At 39.2% G+C, this 20,717-nt stretch carries 22 protein-coding genes; 6 read left to right on the plus strand and 16 right to left on the minus strand.

Going from position 1 to position 20,717, the window contains the following annotated elements; genetic code table 11:
- Positions 1 to 49 precede the first annotated feature (49 nt).
- From ACM0OY_RS10705 to ACM0OY_RS10725, 5 genes are all read right to left on the minus strand, one after another.
- Positions 50 to 823, minus strand: a complete 774-nt coding sequence (locus ACM0OY_RS10705) for an SDR family oxidoreductase (RefSeq protein ID WP_414568835.1) — start codon at positions 821 to 823, stop codon at positions 50 to 52.
- A gap of 403 nt (positions 824 to 1,226) precedes the next feature.
- Positions 1,227 to 2,255 (minus strand): D-alanine--D-alanine ligase family protein, encoded by a 1,029-nt coding sequence (locus tag ACM0OY_RS10710; RefSeq protein WP_414568836.1) that lies wholly within the window; start codon positions 2,253 to 2,255, stop codon positions 1,227 to 1,229.
- Between the two features lie 125 nt (positions 2,256 to 2,380).
- Positions 2,381 to 3,775, minus strand: coding sequence for an ATP-grasp domain-containing protein (locus ACM0OY_RS10715; protein ID WP_414568837.1), 1,395 nt, complete (start codon positions 3,773 to 3,775; stop codon positions 2,381 to 2,383).
- Between the two features lie 6 nt (positions 3,776 to 3,781).
- Positions 3,782 to 4,618: an O-methyltransferase gene (locus ACM0OY_RS10720; RefSeq protein WP_414568838.1), complete on the minus strand. Its 837-nt coding sequence runs from the start codon at positions 4,616 to 4,618 to the stop codon at positions 3,782 to 3,784.
- Complete coding sequence (locus ACM0OY_RS10725; RefSeq protein ID WP_414568839.1) at positions 4,618 to 5,850, minus strand: sedoheptulose 7-phosphate cyclase; 1,233 nt, start codon at positions 5,848 to 5,850, stop codon at positions 4,618 to 4,620. Before ACM0OY_RS10725 ends, ACM0OY_RS10720 begins: the two co-directional genes overlap by 1 nt.
- Positions 5,851 to 7,070: 1,220 nt before the next feature.
- On the opposite strand from ACM0OY_RS10725, the gene ACM0OY_RS10730 reads away from it, so the two are divergent.
- Entirely contained in the window at positions 7,071 to 8,531 is a 1,461-nt protein-coding gene (locus tag ACM0OY_RS10730; protein WP_414568840.1) for an MFS transporter, read from the plus strand.
- Between the two features lie 199 nt (positions 8,532 to 8,730).
- Positions 8,731 to 9,534: a phytanoyl-CoA dioxygenase family protein gene (locus tag ACM0OY_RS10735; RefSeq protein ID WP_414568841.1), complete on the plus strand. Its 804-nt coding sequence runs from the start codon at positions 8,731 to 8,733 to the stop codon at positions 9,532 to 9,534.
- Positions 9,535 to 9,650: 116 nt separating this feature from the next.
- Here the strand turns inward: ACM0OY_RS10735 and ACM0OY_RS10740 are convergent, their stop codons facing one another.
- A complete protein-coding gene (locus ACM0OY_RS10740) occupies positions 9,651 to 10,565 on the minus strand; it encodes a beta-1,6-N-acetylglucosaminyltransferase (RefSeq protein WP_414568842.1) in 915 nt (304 codons plus the stop codon).
- Between the two features lie 33 nt (positions 10,566 to 10,598).
- The gene (locus ACM0OY_RS10745) at positions 10,599 to 11,093 is read right to left on the minus strand and encodes a GNAT family N-acetyltransferase (RefSeq protein WP_414568843.1); all 495 of its coding nucleotides are present in this window, start codon (positions 11,091 to 11,093) and stop codon (positions 10,599 to 10,601) included.
- 304 nt (positions 11,094 to 11,397) lie between these two features.
- Between ACM0OY_RS10745 and ACM0OY_RS10750 the strand changes: the two genes are divergently transcribed.
- Together ACM0OY_RS10750 and ACM0OY_RS10755 are read left to right on the plus strand one after the other, a co-directional pair.
- Positions 11,398 to 11,877 carry a beta-lactamase hydrolase domain-containing protein gene (locus ACM0OY_RS10750; RefSeq protein WP_414568844.1) on the plus strand — a complete coding sequence of 160 codons (480 nt, stop codon included), beginning with the start codon at positions 11,398 to 11,400 and terminating at the stop codon, positions 11,875 to 11,877.
- Positions 11,878 to 12,287: 410 nt separating this feature from the next.
- A complete protein-coding gene (locus tag ACM0OY_RS10755) occupies positions 12,288 to 12,566 on the plus strand; it encodes a hypothetical protein (RefSeq protein ID WP_414568845.1) in 279 nt (92 codons plus the stop codon).
- 261 nt (positions 12,567 to 12,827) lie between these two features.
- On the opposite strand, the gene ACM0OY_RS10760 is transcribed toward ACM0OY_RS10755, so the two are convergent.
- Complete coding sequence (locus tag ACM0OY_RS10760) at positions 12,828 to 13,088, minus strand: hypothetical protein (RefSeq protein WP_414568846.1); 261 nt, start codon at positions 13,086 to 13,088, stop codon at positions 12,828 to 12,830.
- Positions 13,089 to 13,490: 402 nt separating this feature from the next.
- Between ACM0OY_RS10760 and ACM0OY_RS10765 the strand changes: the two genes are divergently transcribed.
- Complete coding sequence (locus ACM0OY_RS10765) at positions 13,491 to 15,167, plus strand: dipeptide ABC transporter ATP-binding protein (RefSeq protein WP_414568847.1); 1,677 nt, start codon at positions 13,491 to 13,493, stop codon at positions 15,165 to 15,167.
- A 60-nt stretch (positions 15,168 to 15,227) separates the two neighbouring features.
- Here the strand turns inward: ACM0OY_RS10765 and ACM0OY_RS10770 are convergent, their stop codons facing one another.
- Positions 15,228 to 16,187 (minus strand): hypothetical protein, encoded by a 960-nt coding sequence (locus ACM0OY_RS10770; protein WP_414568848.1) that lies wholly within the window; start codon positions 16,185 to 16,187, stop codon positions 15,228 to 15,230.
- Positions 16,188 to 17,125: 938 nt separating this feature from the next.
- On the opposite strand from ACM0OY_RS10770, the gene ACM0OY_RS10775 reads away from it, so the two are divergent.
- The gene (locus ACM0OY_RS10775) at positions 17,126 to 17,647 is read left to right on the plus strand and encodes an N-acetyltransferase family protein (RefSeq protein ID WP_414568849.1); all 522 of its coding nucleotides are present in this window, start codon (positions 17,126 to 17,128) and stop codon (positions 17,645 to 17,647) included.
- Positions 17,648 to 17,738: 91 nt separating this feature from the next.
- Here the strand turns inward: ACM0OY_RS10775 and ACM0OY_RS10780 are convergent, their stop codons facing one another.
- The 7 genes from ACM0OY_RS10780 to ACM0OY_RS10810 all read right to left on the minus strand — a co-directional run bounded on the left by ACM0OY_RS10780 (position 17,739) and on the right by ACM0OY_RS10810 (position 20,671).
- Positions 17,739 to 17,951: a type II toxin-antitoxin system HicB family antitoxin gene (locus ACM0OY_RS10780; protein ID WP_414568850.1), complete on the minus strand. Its 213-nt coding sequence runs from the start codon at positions 17,949 to 17,951 to the stop codon at positions 17,739 to 17,741.
- Positions 17,935 to 18,201: a type II toxin-antitoxin system HicA family toxin gene (locus ACM0OY_RS10785; protein WP_414568851.1), complete on the minus strand. Its 267-nt coding sequence runs from the start codon at positions 18,199 to 18,201 to the stop codon at positions 17,935 to 17,937. Before ACM0OY_RS10785 ends, ACM0OY_RS10780 begins: the two co-directional genes overlap by 17 nt.
- 92 nt (positions 18,202 to 18,293) lie before the next feature.
- A complete protein-coding gene (locus ACM0OY_RS10790; RefSeq protein ID WP_414568852.1) occupies positions 18,294 to 18,602 on the minus strand; it encodes a Uma2 family endonuclease in 309 nt (102 codons plus the stop codon).
- A 541-nt stretch (positions 18,603 to 19,143) separates the two neighbouring features.
- A complete protein-coding gene (locus ACM0OY_RS10795; RefSeq protein ID WP_414568853.1) occupies positions 19,144 to 19,569 on the minus strand; it encodes a hypothetical protein in 426 nt (141 codons plus the stop codon).
- A 165-nt stretch (positions 19,570 to 19,734) separates the two neighbouring features.
- Positions 19,735 to 20,118 (minus strand): hypothetical protein, encoded by a 384-nt coding sequence (locus tag ACM0OY_RS10800; protein WP_414568854.1) that lies wholly within the window; start codon positions 20,116 to 20,118, stop codon positions 19,735 to 19,737.
- A gap of 33 nt (positions 20,119 to 20,151) precedes the next feature.
- Positions 20,152 to 20,469 carry a type II toxin-antitoxin system PemK/MazF family toxin gene (locus ACM0OY_RS10805; RefSeq protein WP_414568855.1) on the minus strand — a complete coding sequence of 106 codons (318 nt, stop codon included), beginning with the start codon at positions 20,467 to 20,469 and terminating at the stop codon, positions 20,152 to 20,154.
- The gene (locus ACM0OY_RS10810) at positions 20,453 to 20,671 is read right to left on the minus strand and encodes a hypothetical protein (protein WP_414568856.1); all 219 of its coding nucleotides are present in this window, start codon (positions 20,669 to 20,671) and stop codon (positions 20,453 to 20,455) included. The genes ACM0OY_RS10805 and ACM0OY_RS10810 overlap by 17 nt, the downstream gene beginning before the upstream one ends.
- Positions 20,672 to 20,717: the final 46 nt, after the last annotated feature.

Genomic DNA, 20,717 nt, shown 5'->3' on the forward strand with positions numbered 1-20,717 from the left:
AAGCTTGTTGCCTATTGCCTTGGTTTTTCGACTTGAAGAGGGATTATTTCTATGTACGACGGTTAACTAAGGTAGCGCTGGCTTGGTCAACAGGCATCAGCACAACTTCATTAATATTGACATGGGGCGATCGCGTCACGCAGAAAAATATCACATCAGCCACATCATCTGCTGTCAGAGGGGTAAGTCCCTGGTAAACCTGATTGGCACGTTGAGTATTTCCGTGAAACCGCACCTCGCTAAATTCCGTTTCTACCATACCAGGGTCAACAGAAGTTACCCGTACAGGAGTACCCAACAGATCTTGCTTTAAGCCTTCAGAAATTGCTCTTACTGCCGCTTTAGTAGCACAGTATACATTACCACTAGGATAAGTTTGATGTCCGGCAATGGAGCCTAAATTTACCACATGACCGCGACCGCGGCTGACCATTCCAGGAACGACATAACGGGAGATATAAAGTAAACCTTTAATGTTAGTATCAATCATTTCTTCCCAATCTGTAAAACTGCCCTCATGCAACTTGTCTAAACCACGACTCAAACCAGCATTGTTAATCAAAATATCGATGCTAGACCAAGAGGGGGGTAGAGTAGAGATGGCAGATTCTACAGCAGAGCGATCGCGCACATCTAGCTCTAACAAATGAACTTCACTATTAAAATCTTGGCTGAGAGTATCTGCAATTTGCTGCAAACGTTCTAACCGCCGTGCCGCTAAGATCAGTTTTGCACCCGCACCAGCAAAAATTTTGGCACAAGCAGTACCAATACCACTACTAGCGCCAGTAATTAAAATAATTTGATTTTCCAAAGAAGTCATTGTTGGTCAAAAGTCAATAGTCCAGTGTCAATTGTCCAATAATTTGGAACTGACGCGAACTTTAGTTATAAGCTACAAAGTGCTATATAGGAATCCGGTTTGATTTCTGAAAAAAATCCGTACACTTCTAATCCCTTTCTTCACTATTGCCTATTGCCTGTTCCCTGCCTCTACGAGTAATTTCAAAAATCAAATACTAGTCCTATATCAACAATGTTTCTAAAATTTCCCAACTCTAAGTCAAATTCTGACTTTTCACGTCATGTGGAAAAGCTAAGGCAAAACCTAACCCCCCAGCCCCCTTCCCTACTAGGGAAGGGGGAGAAATCAAAGCCTCTCTCCTTGCAGGGGAGAGGTTTGGAGAGGGGTTTTCCAGATACCGTGAAAAGTCAGAAGTCAAATTCTATTTATTACTGCCCAAAGCTTCATTGATAGCCGTCATTAATAACTCATTTATAGAGATTCCTGTTGCCTTAGCCATAGAGGAAATCACGCTTTTAGGGGCAAAAGAACAATACAACCCAGCTTCTAAAAACCAAGGTTGTCCCTGTGGGTCGATGCGGAAATCAAATAAACTGTAGTGGCGACAGCCTAAAGCTTGATGACACTTCTTAGCCACTTGCTGAACCTTTTGGGTAATCGGGTCATTAGGGTCTACAATCCAAGACTTGATATTATCTTTAGCAGCGAAACCCAAGTTACCATCGTCTGTTTTTTTGAGTTTATCAGCAAAGGTGCGGATTGGTTTTTCGTCAGAGTCTAGCAAATACTCTTCAAGAGGTAAACCGATTAACTCTCCATCTTTCACAATGATGCCGCATCTGACTTCTCGACCTTCGATGAATGTTTCTACAATCGCTTCATCTGCATATTCAAATGCTGTCTTCAGGGCAGCGTCATACTCGGCAGCATCTTTAACTAAAGTTACCCCTATTGAGTTGTCCGAACTTACAGGTTTAATAACTACTGGAGGTGCAATTGTTGGAACATCTCCCTGGCGCAGCAGTTCTCCACGAGGCACTTTTACCCCTGCTGCTTCGACAATCGCTTTGGTTCTGGCTTTGTGAGCCGTTATTGCCATCAGATCGGGAGTATTACCTACGTAAGGGATCTTGAGCAGGTCGAATAGGGCGCGGTAGTGAGTCATTCCAGGGATACAAAACATTTGTGGTAACATGATGTCAATGTTTTGTGCTGCGATCAACTCTATAGCTTCAAACACAGGCATCGGTTTAGCCTGAGCAATATCTTCTCTACTGAGGGACTGAGGAAATCGCCACTGGCGATCGGGTGTGATATATGCAATCTGAAAGTCGTAGCGCGATCGCTCTGTCGTTGCTGCTAAACAATCTTCGGCGTAAAGGCGTGACAAATCGCAGTAAAAATCATTCTGTGCAGAGCCAACTAAATGAAGGATACGAAGTACTGGCATGATTCATGTTCTCTAACTTTTATTGTGGGGTGGACATCTTGTCCGCCCTTGTTTCCGGGCGGGCGAGACGCCCACCCCACAAGTACTAGTAATTTATTTCTTGGTAATCCGTAGCAGCCTCGGTATTAATCTCCCCCTAATTCCACCAATTTCCCAATGTTGAAATCTATGCGCGTCCAGCCTTTTAACTGACGTAGATTCTTAATCAAAAGCAAAGGAATTTGCCAATGATGCACCATTAAAAATGGTAATGGGTCATCTGGTTTATAAATTGCATCAGTTCCCCGCCAAATATTTCCAATCCATTTTTTCAATTGCGTAAAAGAACGGATACCAGTCAAACGCCAGACTTCATGATAAGTCCAATAAGTTGGTTTACTGGTTGGCAATGGCTGTAATGTTTCAGCCATCGGTTCTTTATCGAGGTAGGCTTGGGCAACTTGTGGATGGTCGTAGAAAGTAGTAATCGCAGAGTGTGTGCGGGGATTACACTCAATGGCGTAAACTCTGCCATCCTCAGCTTGAATGAAGTCAAAGGAAACCTGTCCTGTAAGTTTCAGTTCTTTGACAAAATGCCTTACCCATTCCCTGATTTGAGAATTTTCAACGTTTTCATAGTTGACCTGAAAAGCTGAAGATTCACAGCAACAGTGCAATCGTAATTCGCCATCCCGGACAGTGCTATGGGTACAAAATTCCTTTCCAGGAATAAATTCTTGCATAATCCAAGGCTTGTCTGGGCTGATTGGCAAGCTTCTGACGAATGCAGCTGTTTCTTCAGGGGTGGCACAGGGAAGCTTAGTTAAGTCTAAACGCCGTACTGAATCGTAAGGAATGCTCTTGAGGATATATTTGCGAGATTCCTGGGAGAAGTCGAAATTTATAACTTGTTCGGCAGAGGTAATTTTGAAAGATTTAGGTACTGATAAACCAAGCGATCGCGCTGTTTCGGCAAAGGCAAATTTATCATCCAATCTCTCGGTAATATCTATGTCAAAGTGAAATACTTCACAGTACTCTGACAGCAATGGCTTGGCGAGGGAGTCGTAGTAACTACCCAAGGGACTGGTGACAGGAATGTAGACATCGATATTTTCTTGTTTGATGATGTCTATCAAAGCCTGAGTATAGCGTTCTGGGTTTTCTTGAGGCGCAGGAACAGTATAAAACTTGTCTACGGCTTGGGAAAATCGATGACCAGATAACCAATATTTGTGGGTTTCTATTAGCACCACTCTGTGTCCAGCAGCAGCACATGACCGCGCTAGCTGTAAAGCTTTGGTCATTTTACCGCCACTAATCAGAATGTTTTTGGGGTTTGCTGCTTTGGTGGCTGGCTGCTGGAAAGGACGCGAGATTGTATGCCACAACAAAGTTACTAAAACGATCGCGGCATTGATTGGCAGCGCTAATAATAGCAACGCCAAAGTCAAAAGATTTTGGATAATTACGGCTATTTTTGTCTCTGAAGGTAAAGACGGGATAGCAGGTGAAGAAGAAACGGAAATAGATTGTGCCATACGCAATCACGCAGTTCTGCGGATAATTGTCAAGCCATCTCGTAGGGGGAGTATTACCTGTTCTACGCGGGGGTCGAGTGCTACGGCACGATTAAATTGAGCGATCGCTTCACCATTGGCGGTGCGTTGTTGCCCAGGTAAATAAACCTCTCCTTGCAGCAGTGTGTTATCTACACAAATAAATCCTGATGGTGCTAGCAGATTAGTCTCTAGCAATGTTTGGAAGTAGGTTATGTACTCCTTTTTATCTGCGTCAATAAAGACTAGATCAAATGATTCTCCAGCTGCTATTAACTTATCTAAGGTTTGCAATGCTGGCCCTAATTCCACCCGAATTTTTCTCCCGTCAGGAGATTGATCGAAAGCTGCTTGTCCAACTTCTGCGGCAAAAGGATCTACTTCACAAGCAACCAGCACTCCATCTTTTGGTAATGCTTCTGCCATTGCCAATGCAGAATAACCTGTGAACATCCCTATTTCTAGTACTCTTTTAGCCTTGGTCATGTGAACAAACATTTTCAGTGTTTGTCCTTCTACATGCCCAGATAACATCTCTTGTTCTAGAGGTCGTACTGTTGTGCCTTCACTAAAGTGTTCTTGCCATGCTTCTGTGGATGTTTTTTCGGCAAGTGCAGTTAAAGCGGCTGATTCAGGGGTCGTATATTCTTCCAAGTAAGGATCTAAACCAGCTGCCAACTGCCATGCTTGAGTAATGTTAGCGACTAACTCCGCAGGTAAATCTGTGCGTTGGTTAATCTTTTGGACAATAGCTTCTAACTTCTTTGCTAAGATTCCTACCGGTGTGACTGGTCTAGCTGTGGGCTTGGCAATTGTAGTGGACATTATATTGCACTCCCGACTAGTTCTGTCTGATAAACGGGGTACATATCCACACCTTCACCACCACGAGGATAGTTAACGCAAAGCTGTTTGTGGTCTGCTAAACCTTGTGCCAATTCTTCCCGTGTCAAATCATTCATATAGAAGCAAGTACCAATTGGTTTGGGCATAGCAGCTCTCAATAAACCATCGCGTGTGAGAGTGATGGACTCGGTAGCGTCCCATAACAGTTCTTCATCCATTAAAGGATGGTCGAGAGCCAACCCTAAATCACTGATTAATCCTAAAATGCGATCGCGTTCTTCAGTCGTGATATAGCCTCTATTAGCTGCGATGGTTGCAGATAAGGCCATATCGATACTTACAGCATGTCCGTGAAACATCGGTATGCGTGGTGCGAGTTCTAAAGTCGGACTCCAAGTATGTCCATAAGCAATTGCTCTATCTAAATCTAGTTCGTGAAGGTTAGGTACTTCTAACTCCAACATTTTTTTGATCGCTTCGTAAGTCAAACGATGAGCAATTTCTTTAATCTCTGGAGTTGCATCAATATTGCCAAAGTGAGTGTCAAGCAATTCTTTGCCATACTTTTCTAACCACTCAAACACACCTCCATGAGCAACTACAGCGATTTTGACTAATTCTGCCATCCCATTACGCACTTGATTTGTTGGTAATGTCCCCAGCAGAGAAAAGTCTAGTAAAACCTTTTGGGAAGCATGATAAGCACCCAAACGATTTTTCAGCTTTCGATGATTGACTGCTACCTTGATAGCGACGCTAGCATCAATCAAACCAATCAAAGAAGTAGGAATCCGGATGTAATTACTACTACGGCGATAGGTAGAGCAAGCAAAACCTACAACATCTGTAATTAAACCACCACCTATGACTAATACCGGCTCTTTTCGTACTAATTTGAAGTCTGCGAACACATCTATAATCTTCTCAAAGGTTTGGATAGATTTGTTTGGTTCGCTAATAGTCAGAGCAAAAATCCTCAGTTCGAGACCGTAATACCGGAAATATTTTTCAATCTGAGTACCGTAAAAATTGTAGACATTAGTATCGATAACAGCCAAGCATCTTCCAAAACTTCTATATATTTCTGCAAGTTCTGGATTAGCAATATCAAAAACACCATCTACATAAACTAAGTCGTACTCGATCTTTTCGTAGGCCTCTACGTGAAATTTGGTTTCGGTAGCTTGGAGTTTTGTTTGAACAATGGTCACAAATTTTGCCCTCTAGGTGAAATAAATTGTAACTTTGATGTTGATGTCATCAGAAATGTAAGCACTTCTTAAAGATAGTGGCTTAACTTAGCGACATTATGTCGCAAGCAAGTAAATTGCCTGCGATTCGTGAGTACAAAGAGGTAGACTTAAATGAAATTTTGTTGGATTGCAAATTTAGAAATCACAAATTCCAGCACTAGAGATGAAGTGCATCTACTGTCATTTCATTAGTACAGCAAAAGGGCTTAAGTCTTCGCTGAACCTTAAGGATCTCACCAATTTACGCAACAAAACTTCATATAGTTTTTCAGATTATCAGAATGTTAATTTTATGTCTAGCCTCAAGGTTCACGGACTTGTAGTAGCTGAATAACGGTTTAAAAGCAAGCGAAGAGAGTGGTTTTACTTGCTGAGAAAGCTTAGACACTTGTTTACATTAGTTAACGTATCACTATTTTTCAAAAATTGCACCTACACCAAAGGTAGATCTGAAACAAAAAAACTAGATTTTGAGGATTTAGCAGTTTGAGGCTTGATTTAAATAGCTAATCTTTCGGTAGCGAGAAGATACGACATTATCCGTGCAAAAGTAAGTGGGCGGGAAAACTAATAACTATGTAACGAAAAGTTAAGCAGACATATAGGAGTTATATTTAACACGTTATCTACTGTAATTTCTGCTTTCTCCTTTAGCTTGAACATTATCAATTAGGCTATGAATTTTATCCAGTCTTAAACGAGCGTCCATATCTTAGTCACCTCAGTAGTTGGATACTCGGTATTTATTTAATCTCCAAATAGTTTAGTTTTTTCACACCGACTTACTGAATCGCACACACGGTTGTCCAGTAAGTCCTGATAATCTTGACATTAGTCTCCAGAGGTAAGTAAGGGTAAAATTATCAACCGAAGGTAGGAACAATTGAATTCCAAAACTTTTTGACACTGACGTGTACTAAGATATGGTTACATCGCCATTTACTGATTTAATTCCTTGTCCCCTTCAAGTATTCCACTTTGCCATAAAGGTTTAGAGCAAGTGATTTCTTGTTTGAAAAGAAAGAATTTTTATAGTGAGTATTTATACGCTTAAGTTCAGCCTTTCTAATGAGAAATTCCTGCTTTTAAGCCATTGGGTTTCCCTTCCCCTTTTATGGATTTTATAGATACGCTCTAATTGGGATGCTCCACTATTATTTTTTTTAAGTACTACATTTATGGATTTTGTTCCTATTGAAACAGACACACCTGTTTCTGTAGAAATCGCTGAGATTGTTTCACCATCAACAATACTCTCTCCTACCTCAACACCCAGCTCTCGTATTTCTAAGGGTGGGATTCGCACTAGTTTGAGGGCTTCTACTGCCGATGGTGTTTTCGCAGCAGTTTTTTCTGTTGCTACTGGCCCAATTTTGCTAGGTAATTTTTTGGTGGAGTTGGATGCCACTCCCATAGTTTTTGGCATGGTATCCTCTATCCCCATGTTGGCACATTTGTTTCAGCCGATAGGTGCTTACTTATCTGAACGCAGTACCAGCCGCTTTAAGTATTCACTGCGGACACACGGAATTGCTCGATTACTGTGGCTAATTTTAGTAATTGGCATTGCTAGCTTTAGCTGGGGAGGGCTGAATTCTAACCAATTGGTGATACTATCGCTCTCGATTCTCCTATGTAGCCATCTTTTAGGAGGATTAGCAATTGCATCATGCTTGAGTTGGATAGCAATGTTAGTCCCACGACAATTGCGAGGTAGATATTTTGGGCTACGCAATAGCCTTGCCAACCTCACCGAGTTGCTTGGCTTGCCCTTAGCAGGTTTAGCTGTATCACATTGGTATGGGGGGAGTATCCAAGGTTATGCAGTGATTTTGTTAGTAGGCATTTTCTTTGGAATTGTGAGCTTGGGGTGTCAGTATTTCCAGGTAGATATGAATCCCCAATTACAAAATACCTATTATGCTAGCTCATCTCAAACTAGTGAGATTGAGGCAGACTCGTCACCAAATGAACTTGGGGAGACATCTGGTACAATCTCTTTGCCGCAAATACTGACACCGGAAAATGATTTAGTTAGCAGCGTCTGGAAAAACTCTAATTATTTGGCGTTTCTGCTTTATTTTGGTTTATGGACGCTTGCTGTTAACCTCAGTGCCCCATTTTTTAACCTCTATTTGCTAGATACGCTAAATCTAGATGTGAGCTGGGTAACCTTCTACAACAGCTTGCGAGCTGGGGCACATATGTTGATGTTGATTATCTGGGGTAAATTAGCAGATAAAATTGGCAATCGTCGGATTTTAATTTCTACAGGAATTCTGATTGCAGTCATACCGTGGCTGTGGCTGGGGATTGGTTCTAGTTCCCTGGATCTTTGGCTGTGGTTACCTTTATTACACATTTTCATTGGCGCTAATTGGGGAGGAGTTGATTTGTGTAACAACAATCTCCAGATAGAAATTGCACCAGTCAAAAATCAGTCTATCTATTTTGCGATCGCAGCTGCTATTGCTGGGGTGAGTGGTGCTTTAGGAGCAACCATAGGCGGCTTTATCGCTCAATTTGCTGGGTCTTTTGGCATAGCGGAAGTTTTCTTTGTGTCCGGTATATTACGACTAGCGTCACTAATACCACTGATTATTAAAAAGGATCTCGGTAGTAAGGCTGAAATTATTTAACTACGGTTGTCAACAAATAGTCCATCTACAGAAAGAATTACAAACTGAATATCTACTTTATAGTGAAAAAGCTTTCTTACTATTTAACAAAGTTGATCTCAGTAAAGTGAATTCTTGAGATTCTTTGTGAAATCGGGTGATATGCATTTAGCAGTTGCCATCCAAAATAGTTTAATTTCAAAATCTGAAAAAAGAGAAAATGCTCCAGGTAGAAACACCAAAAATTAGCCCTCAACAAGTTGAAGCTTTTGAACGAGATGGCGTTATCTGCGTCAAAAATGCTCTAGATGAGATCTGGGTAGAAAGGCTGCGAAAAGCTGTTGACAAGAATATAGCAATCCCTGGCCCTCTGGAGGAAAAGAACGCACCAAGACCAGAAGGCAGTGTGGAACATGCCAGTAGTATATGGCTCATTGATGCTGATTTCCGTGCTTTGGCTTTTGAATCTCCATTACCAACACTTGCAGCTCAAGTTTTAAAGTCGGAAAAATTAAACTTTTTAGCTGATGGTTTTTTTGTGAAAAAGCCGAAAGCAAATAGCCGTGTTGGGTGGCATAACGACCTACCTTATTGGCCTGTACAAGGTTGGCAGTGTTGTAAAATTTGGCTGCCTCTAGATCCTGCTAACGAAGAAAACGGCCGATTAGAGTATATAAAAGGTTCTCATCGCAGGGGTAAAGAGTTACGCGAAGGCTCGAATCCTTCTTGGTTTGTAGAGCCAGAACCCCACGAATTACTCTCTTGGAATATGGAACCTGGAGATTGCTTGATTCATCATTTTCTGACAATTCATCATTCAGTAACTAACATATCTTCTACACAACGACGTGCAGTAGTGACTAATTGGACTGGCGATGATGTTACTTATTATCAGCGTCCGAAAGCGTGGCCTTTCAAACCTCTCGAAGAAATTGATTTACCAGAATTTAATTCATTGAAAGCCAAAAAATCTGGTGAGCCGATAGACTGTGATATATTTCCTAGAGTTGAAGTGCATCGCTAGTTCGGAATTCCCACTATTAAACAACTAGCAAAACTCAATCAACTTATTGCTTGGATATATCTTGATATATGGGCATTCACCGAATGAGTGCTGAATGCCCAGTCAGTTTATAATAGCTACTCGGAGGTAATGCGATCGAGTTCATCGAGAATATTGCTATCTATATCAATGTCAAATTTCCGAGCAAAATGAGCGGATGATGCAAGTAAATTAGGCAAATCTTCCATTAACAATACTTTTGGATGAGGACCTCCAGTTGACCAATCAATATAGCGGCGACGGTCGTTTTTTAGTTTTAGGTGAGGTGCATTAACAAGTATAGTTTGAAAGTATGCCTCGTCTGCATGTTTGACTTTACTATAATGTAAGGTTACGGCATTTCTTTCTTGGTGAAAATCGATAATATACTCAGCAGCTTTACGATTAGCACAAAACCATTGACTTCCACTGAAACAAGCAAGTTTCTTTGAAAAAGGAAGAAAAGGTTTTGTTAATAAAGGATGTTCTAAGCGTATTTCCATATTCAGTTGAGCAAAATATTTTTTTGAATAATGAAAAGCAAACGACTTTGTACAGTATCGTTGATAGGAATTTTTCAGCCATAACATATTTGGTTTTAAATCTTGTTTATAAGTCTCATACGTGATTCGCTCATACTGAATATAAGCATCGTATGGACTTGAGGCTAAATCGTCCAATATTTGCCTTGCAGTCTTTATCGGATAGTCTGCTCCACTAAGTAGTACAAACCAATCCGGTGCATCGGAGACCTCGTACATTAGTTTAAGTGCCTGTATTGTAGCCTCTTCAACAGAAAAATCTGCCCACTCAGTCTGTAAGTGAGGGCGTACTAGTAAAACATTTTTTGGCAGAGTATCTACAGGTAAATCACATTTTGAAAAATCATGATGACATACAATTACAGGATAATTGAACATCCTGTTTAAGGTATTTATCAGTCTGTAAATTTGTAGAGGTTTTGTGTGTGTTAATAAAACAAAACCTATAGATTGGCTGGTGCGATTTTGCATTTTGAAGGTTGGAATGACTGATTGTTATACTATTTAATCAGCACTAATTAATATTTTACTCATCTTGGTAACTGGAACAACTACCCCATTTCTTAAATAATGAGGCGCTCTTTTGATCGCAGTAAATCCCAGTCTTAAATAAAATCCTTCAGCATAAAGGCTAGCAGTTGTAATTACCTTATCTATACCGCGATCGCTTGCTTTATTGCAAAAATGTTCAACTAAAGCACGCCCAACACCTTGACCTTGATATTTAGGATGGACGTATAGCCCAATCAATTCATCAACAACGAAACTAGCAAAACCCATAACAACATCTTTCTCGACTGCAACCCACAAAGATTCCAATTTCATATTTTTTAATATATTTGAACTATCAGGCTGGTTGTGGTTGTTACGCCAAGCAAAAAGTTCTTGCTCAGTATAAAAAGTTGCAGGTAGAGCTTTGATAGCAGCAATATGAATTGCACTCAGCGCCCACCCGTCTTTTTCATCAGCAGGTCGAAGAGATATTTTACTGGCACTCATAGTTTTAAGACTGGCATTTAGATGACATGCCTTTGAGAATATCAAGTCCGCTCAAAATATAAACTACGGTAAATCTATCGTTAAAATATATAATATATTTTAATTTACACTAAATCTATCGATAAACCGTATATTATAGGTAGAGCAATAAAATAATCAACCCAAAAGGCGAATTCAGAAATAATCAAGTCATAATTTCTGAAATTTGGTAAATTTTGTTGCGTTTGTATAAATATCTTCTCAAAGCTTGCTTTTTAGAGCATTTATCAAACTGCAAGAAATTGGAAAGTTAAAAGGAGAGAATGTGATCAACGCCATACAAATTAACGAAAACTTGACAACCACAGGACAAGTCATACCGAAACAGCTCGAGCAAGCTAGCCAAGAAGGTTTTAAGTCGATTTTAAATCTGCGATCGCCTGATGAGTTAGGATTTTCCCAGGATGAGCAACGAGTGGCGGAAGCATTAGGGCTACACTATACTAATGTGCCGCTCAAACTGGAAGCACTAAATGAAGAGTTAATTACCAAAATATTGACAACACTCGAACAAATTCCCAAACCAGCAGTTGTGCATTGTGCAGCAGGGATGCGATCGACTGGAATTGCACTATTGAGTATCGCTATTAAAGAAGGATTAACACCAGAGCAAATCTTATCAAAAGCTCGGAATGTAGGCTTTGGGTTCTTTGAACATGCCGGAGTTAGTCCTCGGTTGAAGCAACTTTTTGTGGACTATGTTAACAAACATGCGAAGGTCGCTGTAACCGTTAGCGATCGTTAATAGAAGAGTTTGGATATTGTTGGTATTGTCTCCCATCAATACAATTTAGTGACTATGACGCCCAACTATTGACGTTTGACGGGTTAATAGTCAACAATTAACGACGTCCGGGCGTCTCTCATCGCATCCCTAGAAGGAATGCGATGAAAGATGCCTTTTGATAAGCTTATTGTCTGTAGCATCTGATACTAAAGCTGGAAATTCTGTATTATACAGACAAGATTTACAAAGGTAAGAAAATTATCATCTTAACTATCTGCTAAATCCTAGTTTAATAAAGCTTTTGCTTTATTAGGGGTTAATTTTTCTTAATATTTATTATACAAAAAAATCACAGTATTTTTACTGTTGTTAAATACATTAATACTTACTTAATATGTAGCACAATATTTTTTATCATCTCAAGCATTGTGAAATCTCTCCTACAGACTTACTTAGAGCAAGAAATCTGGATACTAATACGGGAAAAGTGGTATTTTGCGACAATTATCGGGGTTTGGGATGATTTGTTGTGGTTTAAACATAGAACTTACAACAAAGATACAGAAGAAGATACTCTTTGGGAAATGGTTGTAAAAATCAGTGAAGTAATTGCAGTTGATAAAGTTCAGTCTGTGATCAGTAGAAAACCAGATGTGTTAATTTCACGTCTCGTAGAAACCGACCAAGGCACAACAGATCATCATTAGTATAGAACTCCTATTTAATTCATGAATTTACTGATTCTTGGGTAATAGGGAGTAGGGAATAGGGAAAGATTAATTGCCTATAGCAATCCGGTTTGATTCGTGAAAATCGAGGGGCTTCAGATCCCCGACTTCTCAAAGAAGTCGGGGATCTTGTTTGTTGTTCACGAATGATTTAGGACTGCTATATTCACTATTGCTTTTTGTTAGAAAGTTTATATGTTTGGTATAGGAGATTATCAAGAATTATTTGAATCACTAATACTAAACAAAATTATTATAAATAGACCTGGAATAGTCCACAGTATTAATTTTATTATCATGGTAGCTAACTGAATGGTTAACAGCTTCATATGTATTATCTCCTCCTTGAGGATTGATTGTTACACTGTCAGTGATATTAACTACATGAAATTTATAAGGATAAATGCCTCCGAGTATAGCTTCTAACTCTCCTGGTGTCAGCTTGTGAAAAAACCTCTTCATTTCGCTATCAAACAAGGTGGAAATTACGATTGTAGCCATTATTTTAATTTGATTATCTGCAAAATTTAAATTTATTATATGCCAAAGCGTTTTTATAAAATAAATAATATGTGATTTTTTTCAGACTTAAAATCTATTTTTATGTCGAAAATATTCTTGAGGTTAATAATTATTAACTCAAACGTATCTGTGAGAATAGTAATGCAAAATCATATCTAAAAGTAAAATTTAAATTCAGTATACTAAAATTTATGCAAGCTTTTTAGGTGCGGTAATAATAAAGACTCCGGTAAATCACCAAAGGCGTTCTGTCTGCGTAAGCAAGATTGCTGTGTAAAGTCCTTGAAAGATATTCACATCAGGTAAGGTCTAAAAATAATCTGCTAAACTATCTAAAATTTAAAATTATCCCAGCTGCTAGCCGAGGGCTAATAAGTAAGTATGAGTCAAGCCTTATTCTGTATTGAAAATCTGCGAGTTGCCTATCCTCAACGAAGTGAAGAAGCACCAAGCTGGGCAGTTGATGATGTATCTTTCACCCTGCAACGTGGTGAAAAAATGGGATTGGTGGGAGAGTCGGGTTGTGGTAAGTCAACTATCGGACGCGCAGTTATGCGCTTACTACCAGCTTCTAGTCGCGTTGAGGGACGGGTGACATTTCAGGGACAGTCAGTGTTTGACTTAACGCCTAACCAGTTACGGAAATTTCGCGGAGAAGCGATCGCTTTAATTTTTCAAGATCCGATGACACGCCTCGATCCGCTGATGACTATTGGTAAGCATTGTCTGGAAACTTTGCAAGCGCACTCACCAGAATTATCAGCACCGCAAGCCAAAGAAAAAGCACTTGCGACATTGGCAAAGGTAAATATTCCTGCGACTCGCTGGAATCAGTATCCTCATGAATTTAGCGGCGGAATGCGACAACGGGTAGCCATCGCCTTAGCTTTACTTCTCAATCCCAAGTTGATTGTTGCAGATGAACCCACCACAAGTTTAGATGTTACTGTTTCCGCGCAGATATTACAAGAATTAACTCGGCTGTGCAGTCAAGAAAACATGGGATTGCTGCTGATTTCTCATGATTTAGCAATGGTAGCTGAGTATTGCGATCGCATTGGCGTCATGTACCAGGGGAAAATGGTGGAAATGGGTTCTACACAAAGTGTATTTCGACAACCGCAACATGAATACACGCGATCGCTCCTCAAAGCAGCTTTACATATTCAATCAGTGGATGAAATAGGGACTGGGGACTGGGAACTGGGGACTGGGGAAGAAAAGGAGTTAGCGAAGATTAAAGAGAAATCGCCGATTTTGAGTGTTACTGACCTCAAACAATACTACACTATAGAACCTAATTTTATTGAAAGGCTGTTTAACAGACACTCAGAGACAATTAAAGCAGTAGATGGTATTAATCTAGATCTTTATCCCGGAGAAATTCTTGGCTTAGTTGGGGAATCAGGTTGCGGTAAAAGCACATTATCGCGGACAATTTTGCAACTAATTCGTCCTACCGCTGGGAAAGTTGAGTTTTTAGGACAAGATTTAACTAAACTCTCGCCTCAACAAATTCGGTCTTCACGGCGACAAATACAAATGGTGTTTCAAGATCCCCATGCTTGTCTCAATCCAGCGATGACAGTGGGACAAAGTATAGCCGATCCTTTATTTATTCATCATCTTGCCGATTCTGTGAAGGCAAAAGAACAAGTTTTGTGGATGTTAGAAAAAGTTGGCTTAACACCGCCGCACCTGTATTATGAACGTTATCCATCAGATTTGTCTGGAGGACAACAACAAAGAGTAGCGATCGCTCGTGCTTTGATTACTCACCCGAAACTTTTGATTTGCGATGAACCAGTGAGTATGTTAGACGCTAGCGTCCAGTCACAAGTGCTAGATTTGATGTTGCAATTAAAAGAAGAATTTGAGTTAACTTATCTGTTCATCACTCATGACCTTTGGTTAGCCAGATTTTTGTGCGATCGCATTGCCGTGATGAATGGCGGTAAAATTGTTGAACTCGGTGATACGAAAAAGATTTTTGCTAATCCTCAGCATCCTTATACCAAAACTCTACTAGATGCTGCTCCCTTGTTAGCACGCGCTTAACTATTTTAGATTTTGAATTTTGGATTTTGGATTTTATTTCAATCCAAGATCTAAAATTGCCTAACTATCTTCACTCCCTTCAATTAATTTCATTGTTTCTCCACTCGAACCATATAGCTCAACAAATCTTTTAAACAACAACCCAGTTTCGTGATTTGAAATTCGATTGGAATTGAATAAACGCTCTATCTTTGTCTCAGTTAGAGCTTGTAAATACGGCAAATCTTCAAACAGTGTCAAACAAGAAGCAAAATGTAATATTATTTGCAATAATGGCTTTGGCCACTCTAGGTCACTATAAATATCTATAAACAGCTGATGTTCAGAGTCACTTAATGGGAAGGCATGAAAAATAACAATTATTCTTTTATTATTGTAGACTGGAATACTCAGTTCAACAGTGTATGGAGTATGCAATATTAAATCTACTTCTACAATTGGCTGCCGCCAAATTCTTAAAGGATTAGCTGGCGAATCCAATATTGTTTGGAATTTAATGATTCCACCGATATTTGTGGTTTGGAAGTGGCTAACATTTAAAATTTTCAGGTTATTAAGGCTAAATTTATGAACTGTTTCTAAATGTTTTAAGCTCAATAAATGATAAATTTGGCAAACATAAGGAAAAGGCAAAATATATTCTTGGCTAATCATATGTCGCCTTTTAATTTTTAACTTTTCTGCTTGGATACGATAGAGATATTCTTGATATTGGTTAGGGCTAAAATCATTAATAGTAAAGCTTTCTTCTGGTTTGAGATATAACCAACTGAAAAAAAAGAAAGAGGCTGTAAATAGTTGAAATATTTCTAGAGTCGATACATAACCATCGGTAAATGCAGCAAAGCTTCTGTCAGTTATGCCAAAAAGCCAAGACGGAATTCCAAATAGCCAAATTCCATTTTTTATTTTATCTATTAAAATAGCAATGTCAACTTCTACAAATGTATTTTTAGATTGATTGCTATTCATTTTTTCTACATGAGATTTATGATGATTTTGAAAACAATTGATAGACATAATAATTTTATTTAAAAATCTTTATTTGCTTATTAAGCAAAGACGATAAATTTTCTCCTTACTCCTATCGTAAGCAAACTTAATATTACTAACCTCTATCTTTAGCTGTAGATACAAGCGGTATATATCTGCATTTATATATAAATAATCAAATGAACATTTCATGAATTTGATTGTTTATACAAATTTTTCTATCTCTATATATATGTTATTGACTGAGCAAAAGGTTTTGTAAATTCTGCTGTTCAATGATTCAATACTGTATCGTGTGATGCATATATGCAATACATCACCGTGCTATACTAAAATTAGTAAGGAATTTCAAAAGTAAAATTATCTATACATCACAAGAAATATATATTTGTAGATAAAAAACTTGATTTCTCCTGACATGAGAAAAATAACTGTTTCTCTAGAATGAATGCTAAATTAGCCATCAAAAATAAAGACTTAGAATTTTCGGGTGAGGAATGACAGCAGTTTTCTTTTGCATGAGGTACAAAATCACTGGTTTTGACGCAGGAAGCAGAAGGCAGGAGGCAGAAGAATAATTTGATTTGTGAATCCTTGGTTCTGTACCTCATTTAGTTGCAAACTACTGTATAAAGTTTTTCTGTTATACGTAAAACAATAACCAGAGCAATTGTACTTTTTATCACTTTTAAAATAAATAGTGAATTAATTAGGAAAATCCTGTTCGAGCGAGCATCTGTGACAATTACGGTAGAAACCGTATAATTGCTACTGTTATAGCAGTTGAAGCATAGTTTAGGACATAAACTGATGGTCAAACCCCGACACCAAAAGCCTTTTAAGTTGTTAGGTTAGGACACAAAAAAATTTTTAAGCCTGTTGTCTATTGCCTATTGCCTGTTCCCTGCTATAGCGCTGTATGATTTTTGAATATTTTCGCTTAGATTTTCTCCAAGACCTTAGCAATGATGATTCGCCATGCGATTGAAACAGACTTAGCCACAATTGTGGCAATTTACAATGCTGCAATTCCCAGCCGTATGGCAACTGCTGATTTAGAACCGATATCTGTGGAAAGTCGGCTTGCTTGGTTCAGGGCGCGATCGCCTTCATGGCGGCCACTTTGGGTAATCGAAGTCGAAGGAGTAATTGCTGGGTGGCTGAGTTTCCAATCCTTTTATGGGCGGCCTGCTTATAATACGACTGCTGAAATTAGTATTTACATAGCACCTGCCTTTCATCGGCGTGGTTTAGGAAAACAACTTTTAGCACAAGCAATTCAGGAAAGTTGTGATTTGGGTTTAAAAAATTTAGTATGCTTCATCTTTGCCCACAATCAACCGAGTTTAAAGTTATTTGCAACATTTGGGTTTCAACAGTGGGGATATTTGCCTAAAGTTGCAGAACTTGACGGTGTTGAACGAGACTTAGTTATTATGGGACTCCATATTAATCAACCTGTATTTAATTACAATATTCTTGAATAAACAGCACCGAGATGTAGAGACGTTGCAATGCAACATCTCTACAAGGATTTTGATATCATGTACTTTTCACAAAAACTAAAATCCAAAATATTTAGATATACATAGAACGGGGTCTAGGATCGGGAATTGGACGACCTAAATCCTTAGCCGTTTCTATCCACTCCTGCATCACTAATTCTACATTATGCAGAGCTTCTTGATAAGTCTCGCCATCAGCAGCACAGCCTGGTAATTCAGGTGCTTCGGCAATAAAAGCTTCATTTTCTCTACTCCAGTAGAGAATAACTTCATAGCGAAAGGTCATTTTTACTTCCTAGCTGATACTTAAGAATTACTGCACGAACTTGTTTAACTTGATAGATTTTAGCTTTTCCTTTTTTGTGTTGTAAGTTTAATATTTCCTCAACACCATCTTTCACAAAAATACGATGATCGCCACGAATCCGTTCATCAAAACCTAGTTTGTATAAGAGTTGCCACAATTGGGCAAAAGGGATGTCTGTATCAGAAGTCCCAGAGAGGATTTTTTCTAAGATTTTATCTTGCTGACTCACGTTTTTCTGACTATCTGAATATTTCTATAGTCTCATATTTTTAAAAAAAATTGTTGATGCTAAGAAAAAACGAGTCCTATTTGTATCACGCTTTAACCAAGACAAATTAGGCGTAGACACGAAGTGGCTTGTCGAAGACATCGCACTGCACCATTTGGTAAAGTAAAGCCCGTGGAAGAACCAAAAGCGATACCCAGCGATTCGTCACGATTCCAATTACCAAGTTGAGCAGTTAAATTGGCATTGCGGATGCTGGTTAATCCTCCGACAAGAGGCATTATTACTATTGTTCCATCAGCATTGCGTTCAAATCTGATTAATTCGTTTCTTTGACATAGCTGGAAAAATTGCTCATCTGTGATTTGAATAACAGGAGTAAAGTTAATAGTTAAGGCATGCATTAAATGATTTTTACTATAACAGGACTTACGCAAAATTATGAAAAAACGTAGACGCGGAGCGGCTTGCCGCAGGCTACCACAAAGGACACAAAGAACACAAAGAAATAAGAGTTTCAGAGAGTTTTTGCGTAAGTCCTATATAAATTTTATGGTTAGTAAAATATTACTAGATAAAAAATAAAAGCGGTGTTTTTAGCGTAGGCGTAGCCCGCCATAGGCATCGCTATTTAGAGAAATATAGAATTGTTCTATGTATTGTGTATATTTAACTTAGGATCGAAGAAGTATAATGATTCGCGGTTGCCATGTTTGCCAAGATTAACAGTGTTAGTGCTGGAGCAACTGATAATTTGAAGATTTTTAATAGGTGTCCAAACGCACACCTACTTGTTGTTAAGTAGTCGGACAGAATGAATTACACAATGTCATTGCGAATGCAGCAAAGCGGAATGAAGCAATCGCAACGGCTGAGATTGCTTCGCGTCTCTGCGAGACGCTGCGCGAATGCTCGCAATGACTGTAAATATTTTTGTCCATTTACTTAGACATTACTCAAGCTACCTTTGCCGTTAGTTGCAGCTTGGGTGGATTCAGTGCTGGAAACCGCTACAACTGAAGGAACTTGTGAAGTAGATTTTTTACTCTTACTCCGCGTTCGACTAGAACCACCAGCCTTTGAATACTCCATGCTGTCTCTTCCGTAGATAGTTGCGACAGCACTAAGCATCCTTTCAGATAGTTCCGAAAGCCCTTTGTCTTTCTGATTCATCATCTTACGAGATTCATCAACATTAGACACAAGCGTATTATGGGCTTCTAGCGTAGCACGGGTATCATCAATGTAGCGACTGTAAGCTTCAATTGTTAATCCGTGCCCTAAATCCAACTTCTCATTAATGGATTTAAGCAGGGCGAGACGACGTTGGGCTTTGTCCAGAGCAGCAGAACCGCGAGTTTTTACAGACATGGAAGATATTTCTTGTATAGTTCTGTTTCAAGATAATAGAATGCCTTTCTGCGTGAGAAGAGTAGTTTTGGGGATTTAATTAAGAGTTACAATTGAGAGTTTTTGTGTATTTTTACACATTTGTTTCTTTATTTCTGTCCGTTGTTTTGGTATAAACACAATCATTTATGTGAGAGCGATCGCCGAAATAGCAAATGTTGTCGCCGAAATAGCAAATGCTGTCGCCGAAATAGCAAATGCTGTCGCCGAAATAGCAAATGCTGTCGCCGAAATAGCAAATGCGATCGCCGAAATAGCGAATGTAGTGTCCAAAGTAGCAAATGCGATCGCCGAAATAGCAAATGTAGTGTCCAAAGTAGCAAATGTAGTGTCCAAAGTAGCAAATGTAGTGTCCAAAGTGGCAAATGTAGTGTCCAAAGTGGCAAATGTAGTGCCCAAAGTAGCAAATGTAGTGCCCAAAGTAGCAAATGTAGTGTCCAAAGTAGCAAATGCGTAGGCGTAGCCAGCCGAGGCATCGCCTGTTGTGGAAGAGTAAGTGCGATCGCACAAATGCTAGACTACTGGCTTGTATCACAACCCTAGCTAACTTCGTAAAGATTGCTTTAACCGATCGGCATCAGCATCAGCTAACTTGCCAATAGTTTTTACAACCAAGCTTTCATGTACTGTGTATAAACCTCTCTTGACTGCTGTAGCCACGTTTAGCCCCGCTGCTGACCACTCAGACAAGACAAACTCACCTTCTAATAAAGCTCCAGTTTTGCTCGTCAAGGGTGTAATTAGGATGTCTTGAGAAACGTGTGGCGCACTCACTACAACAGCAGGTCTAACTTTTGAACTGGACAAATCTGAAAAGGGATACTGAACCAAAATAATGTCATTTTTAGAGTAGTTGGGCATAGACATCATCCTCAGTTTTATCCCAAACTGATGAAAGTGATGTTTGACTGGCTTGAAGCCAAAATTCAGTTTCATCATCAGGAAGCAGCGTCACTAGCACTCTTGTCCCTTCCGGTAATTCCTCTGACTCCAGCAATTCGATTTTTCCATGCCGAACAGTAGCCCAAAGCGTTTTTAGCATATCGGTTTTATGAATAGTCATGCTTTAATTTTATGCTTCGATAGTTTATGAGGAGCGATGTCTGACG

It is taken from the genome of Nostoc sp. CCY 9925 (assembly GCF_963920935.1).
GTDB lineage: Bacteria > Cyanobacteriota > Cyanobacteriia > Cyanobacteriales > Nostocaceae > Nostoc.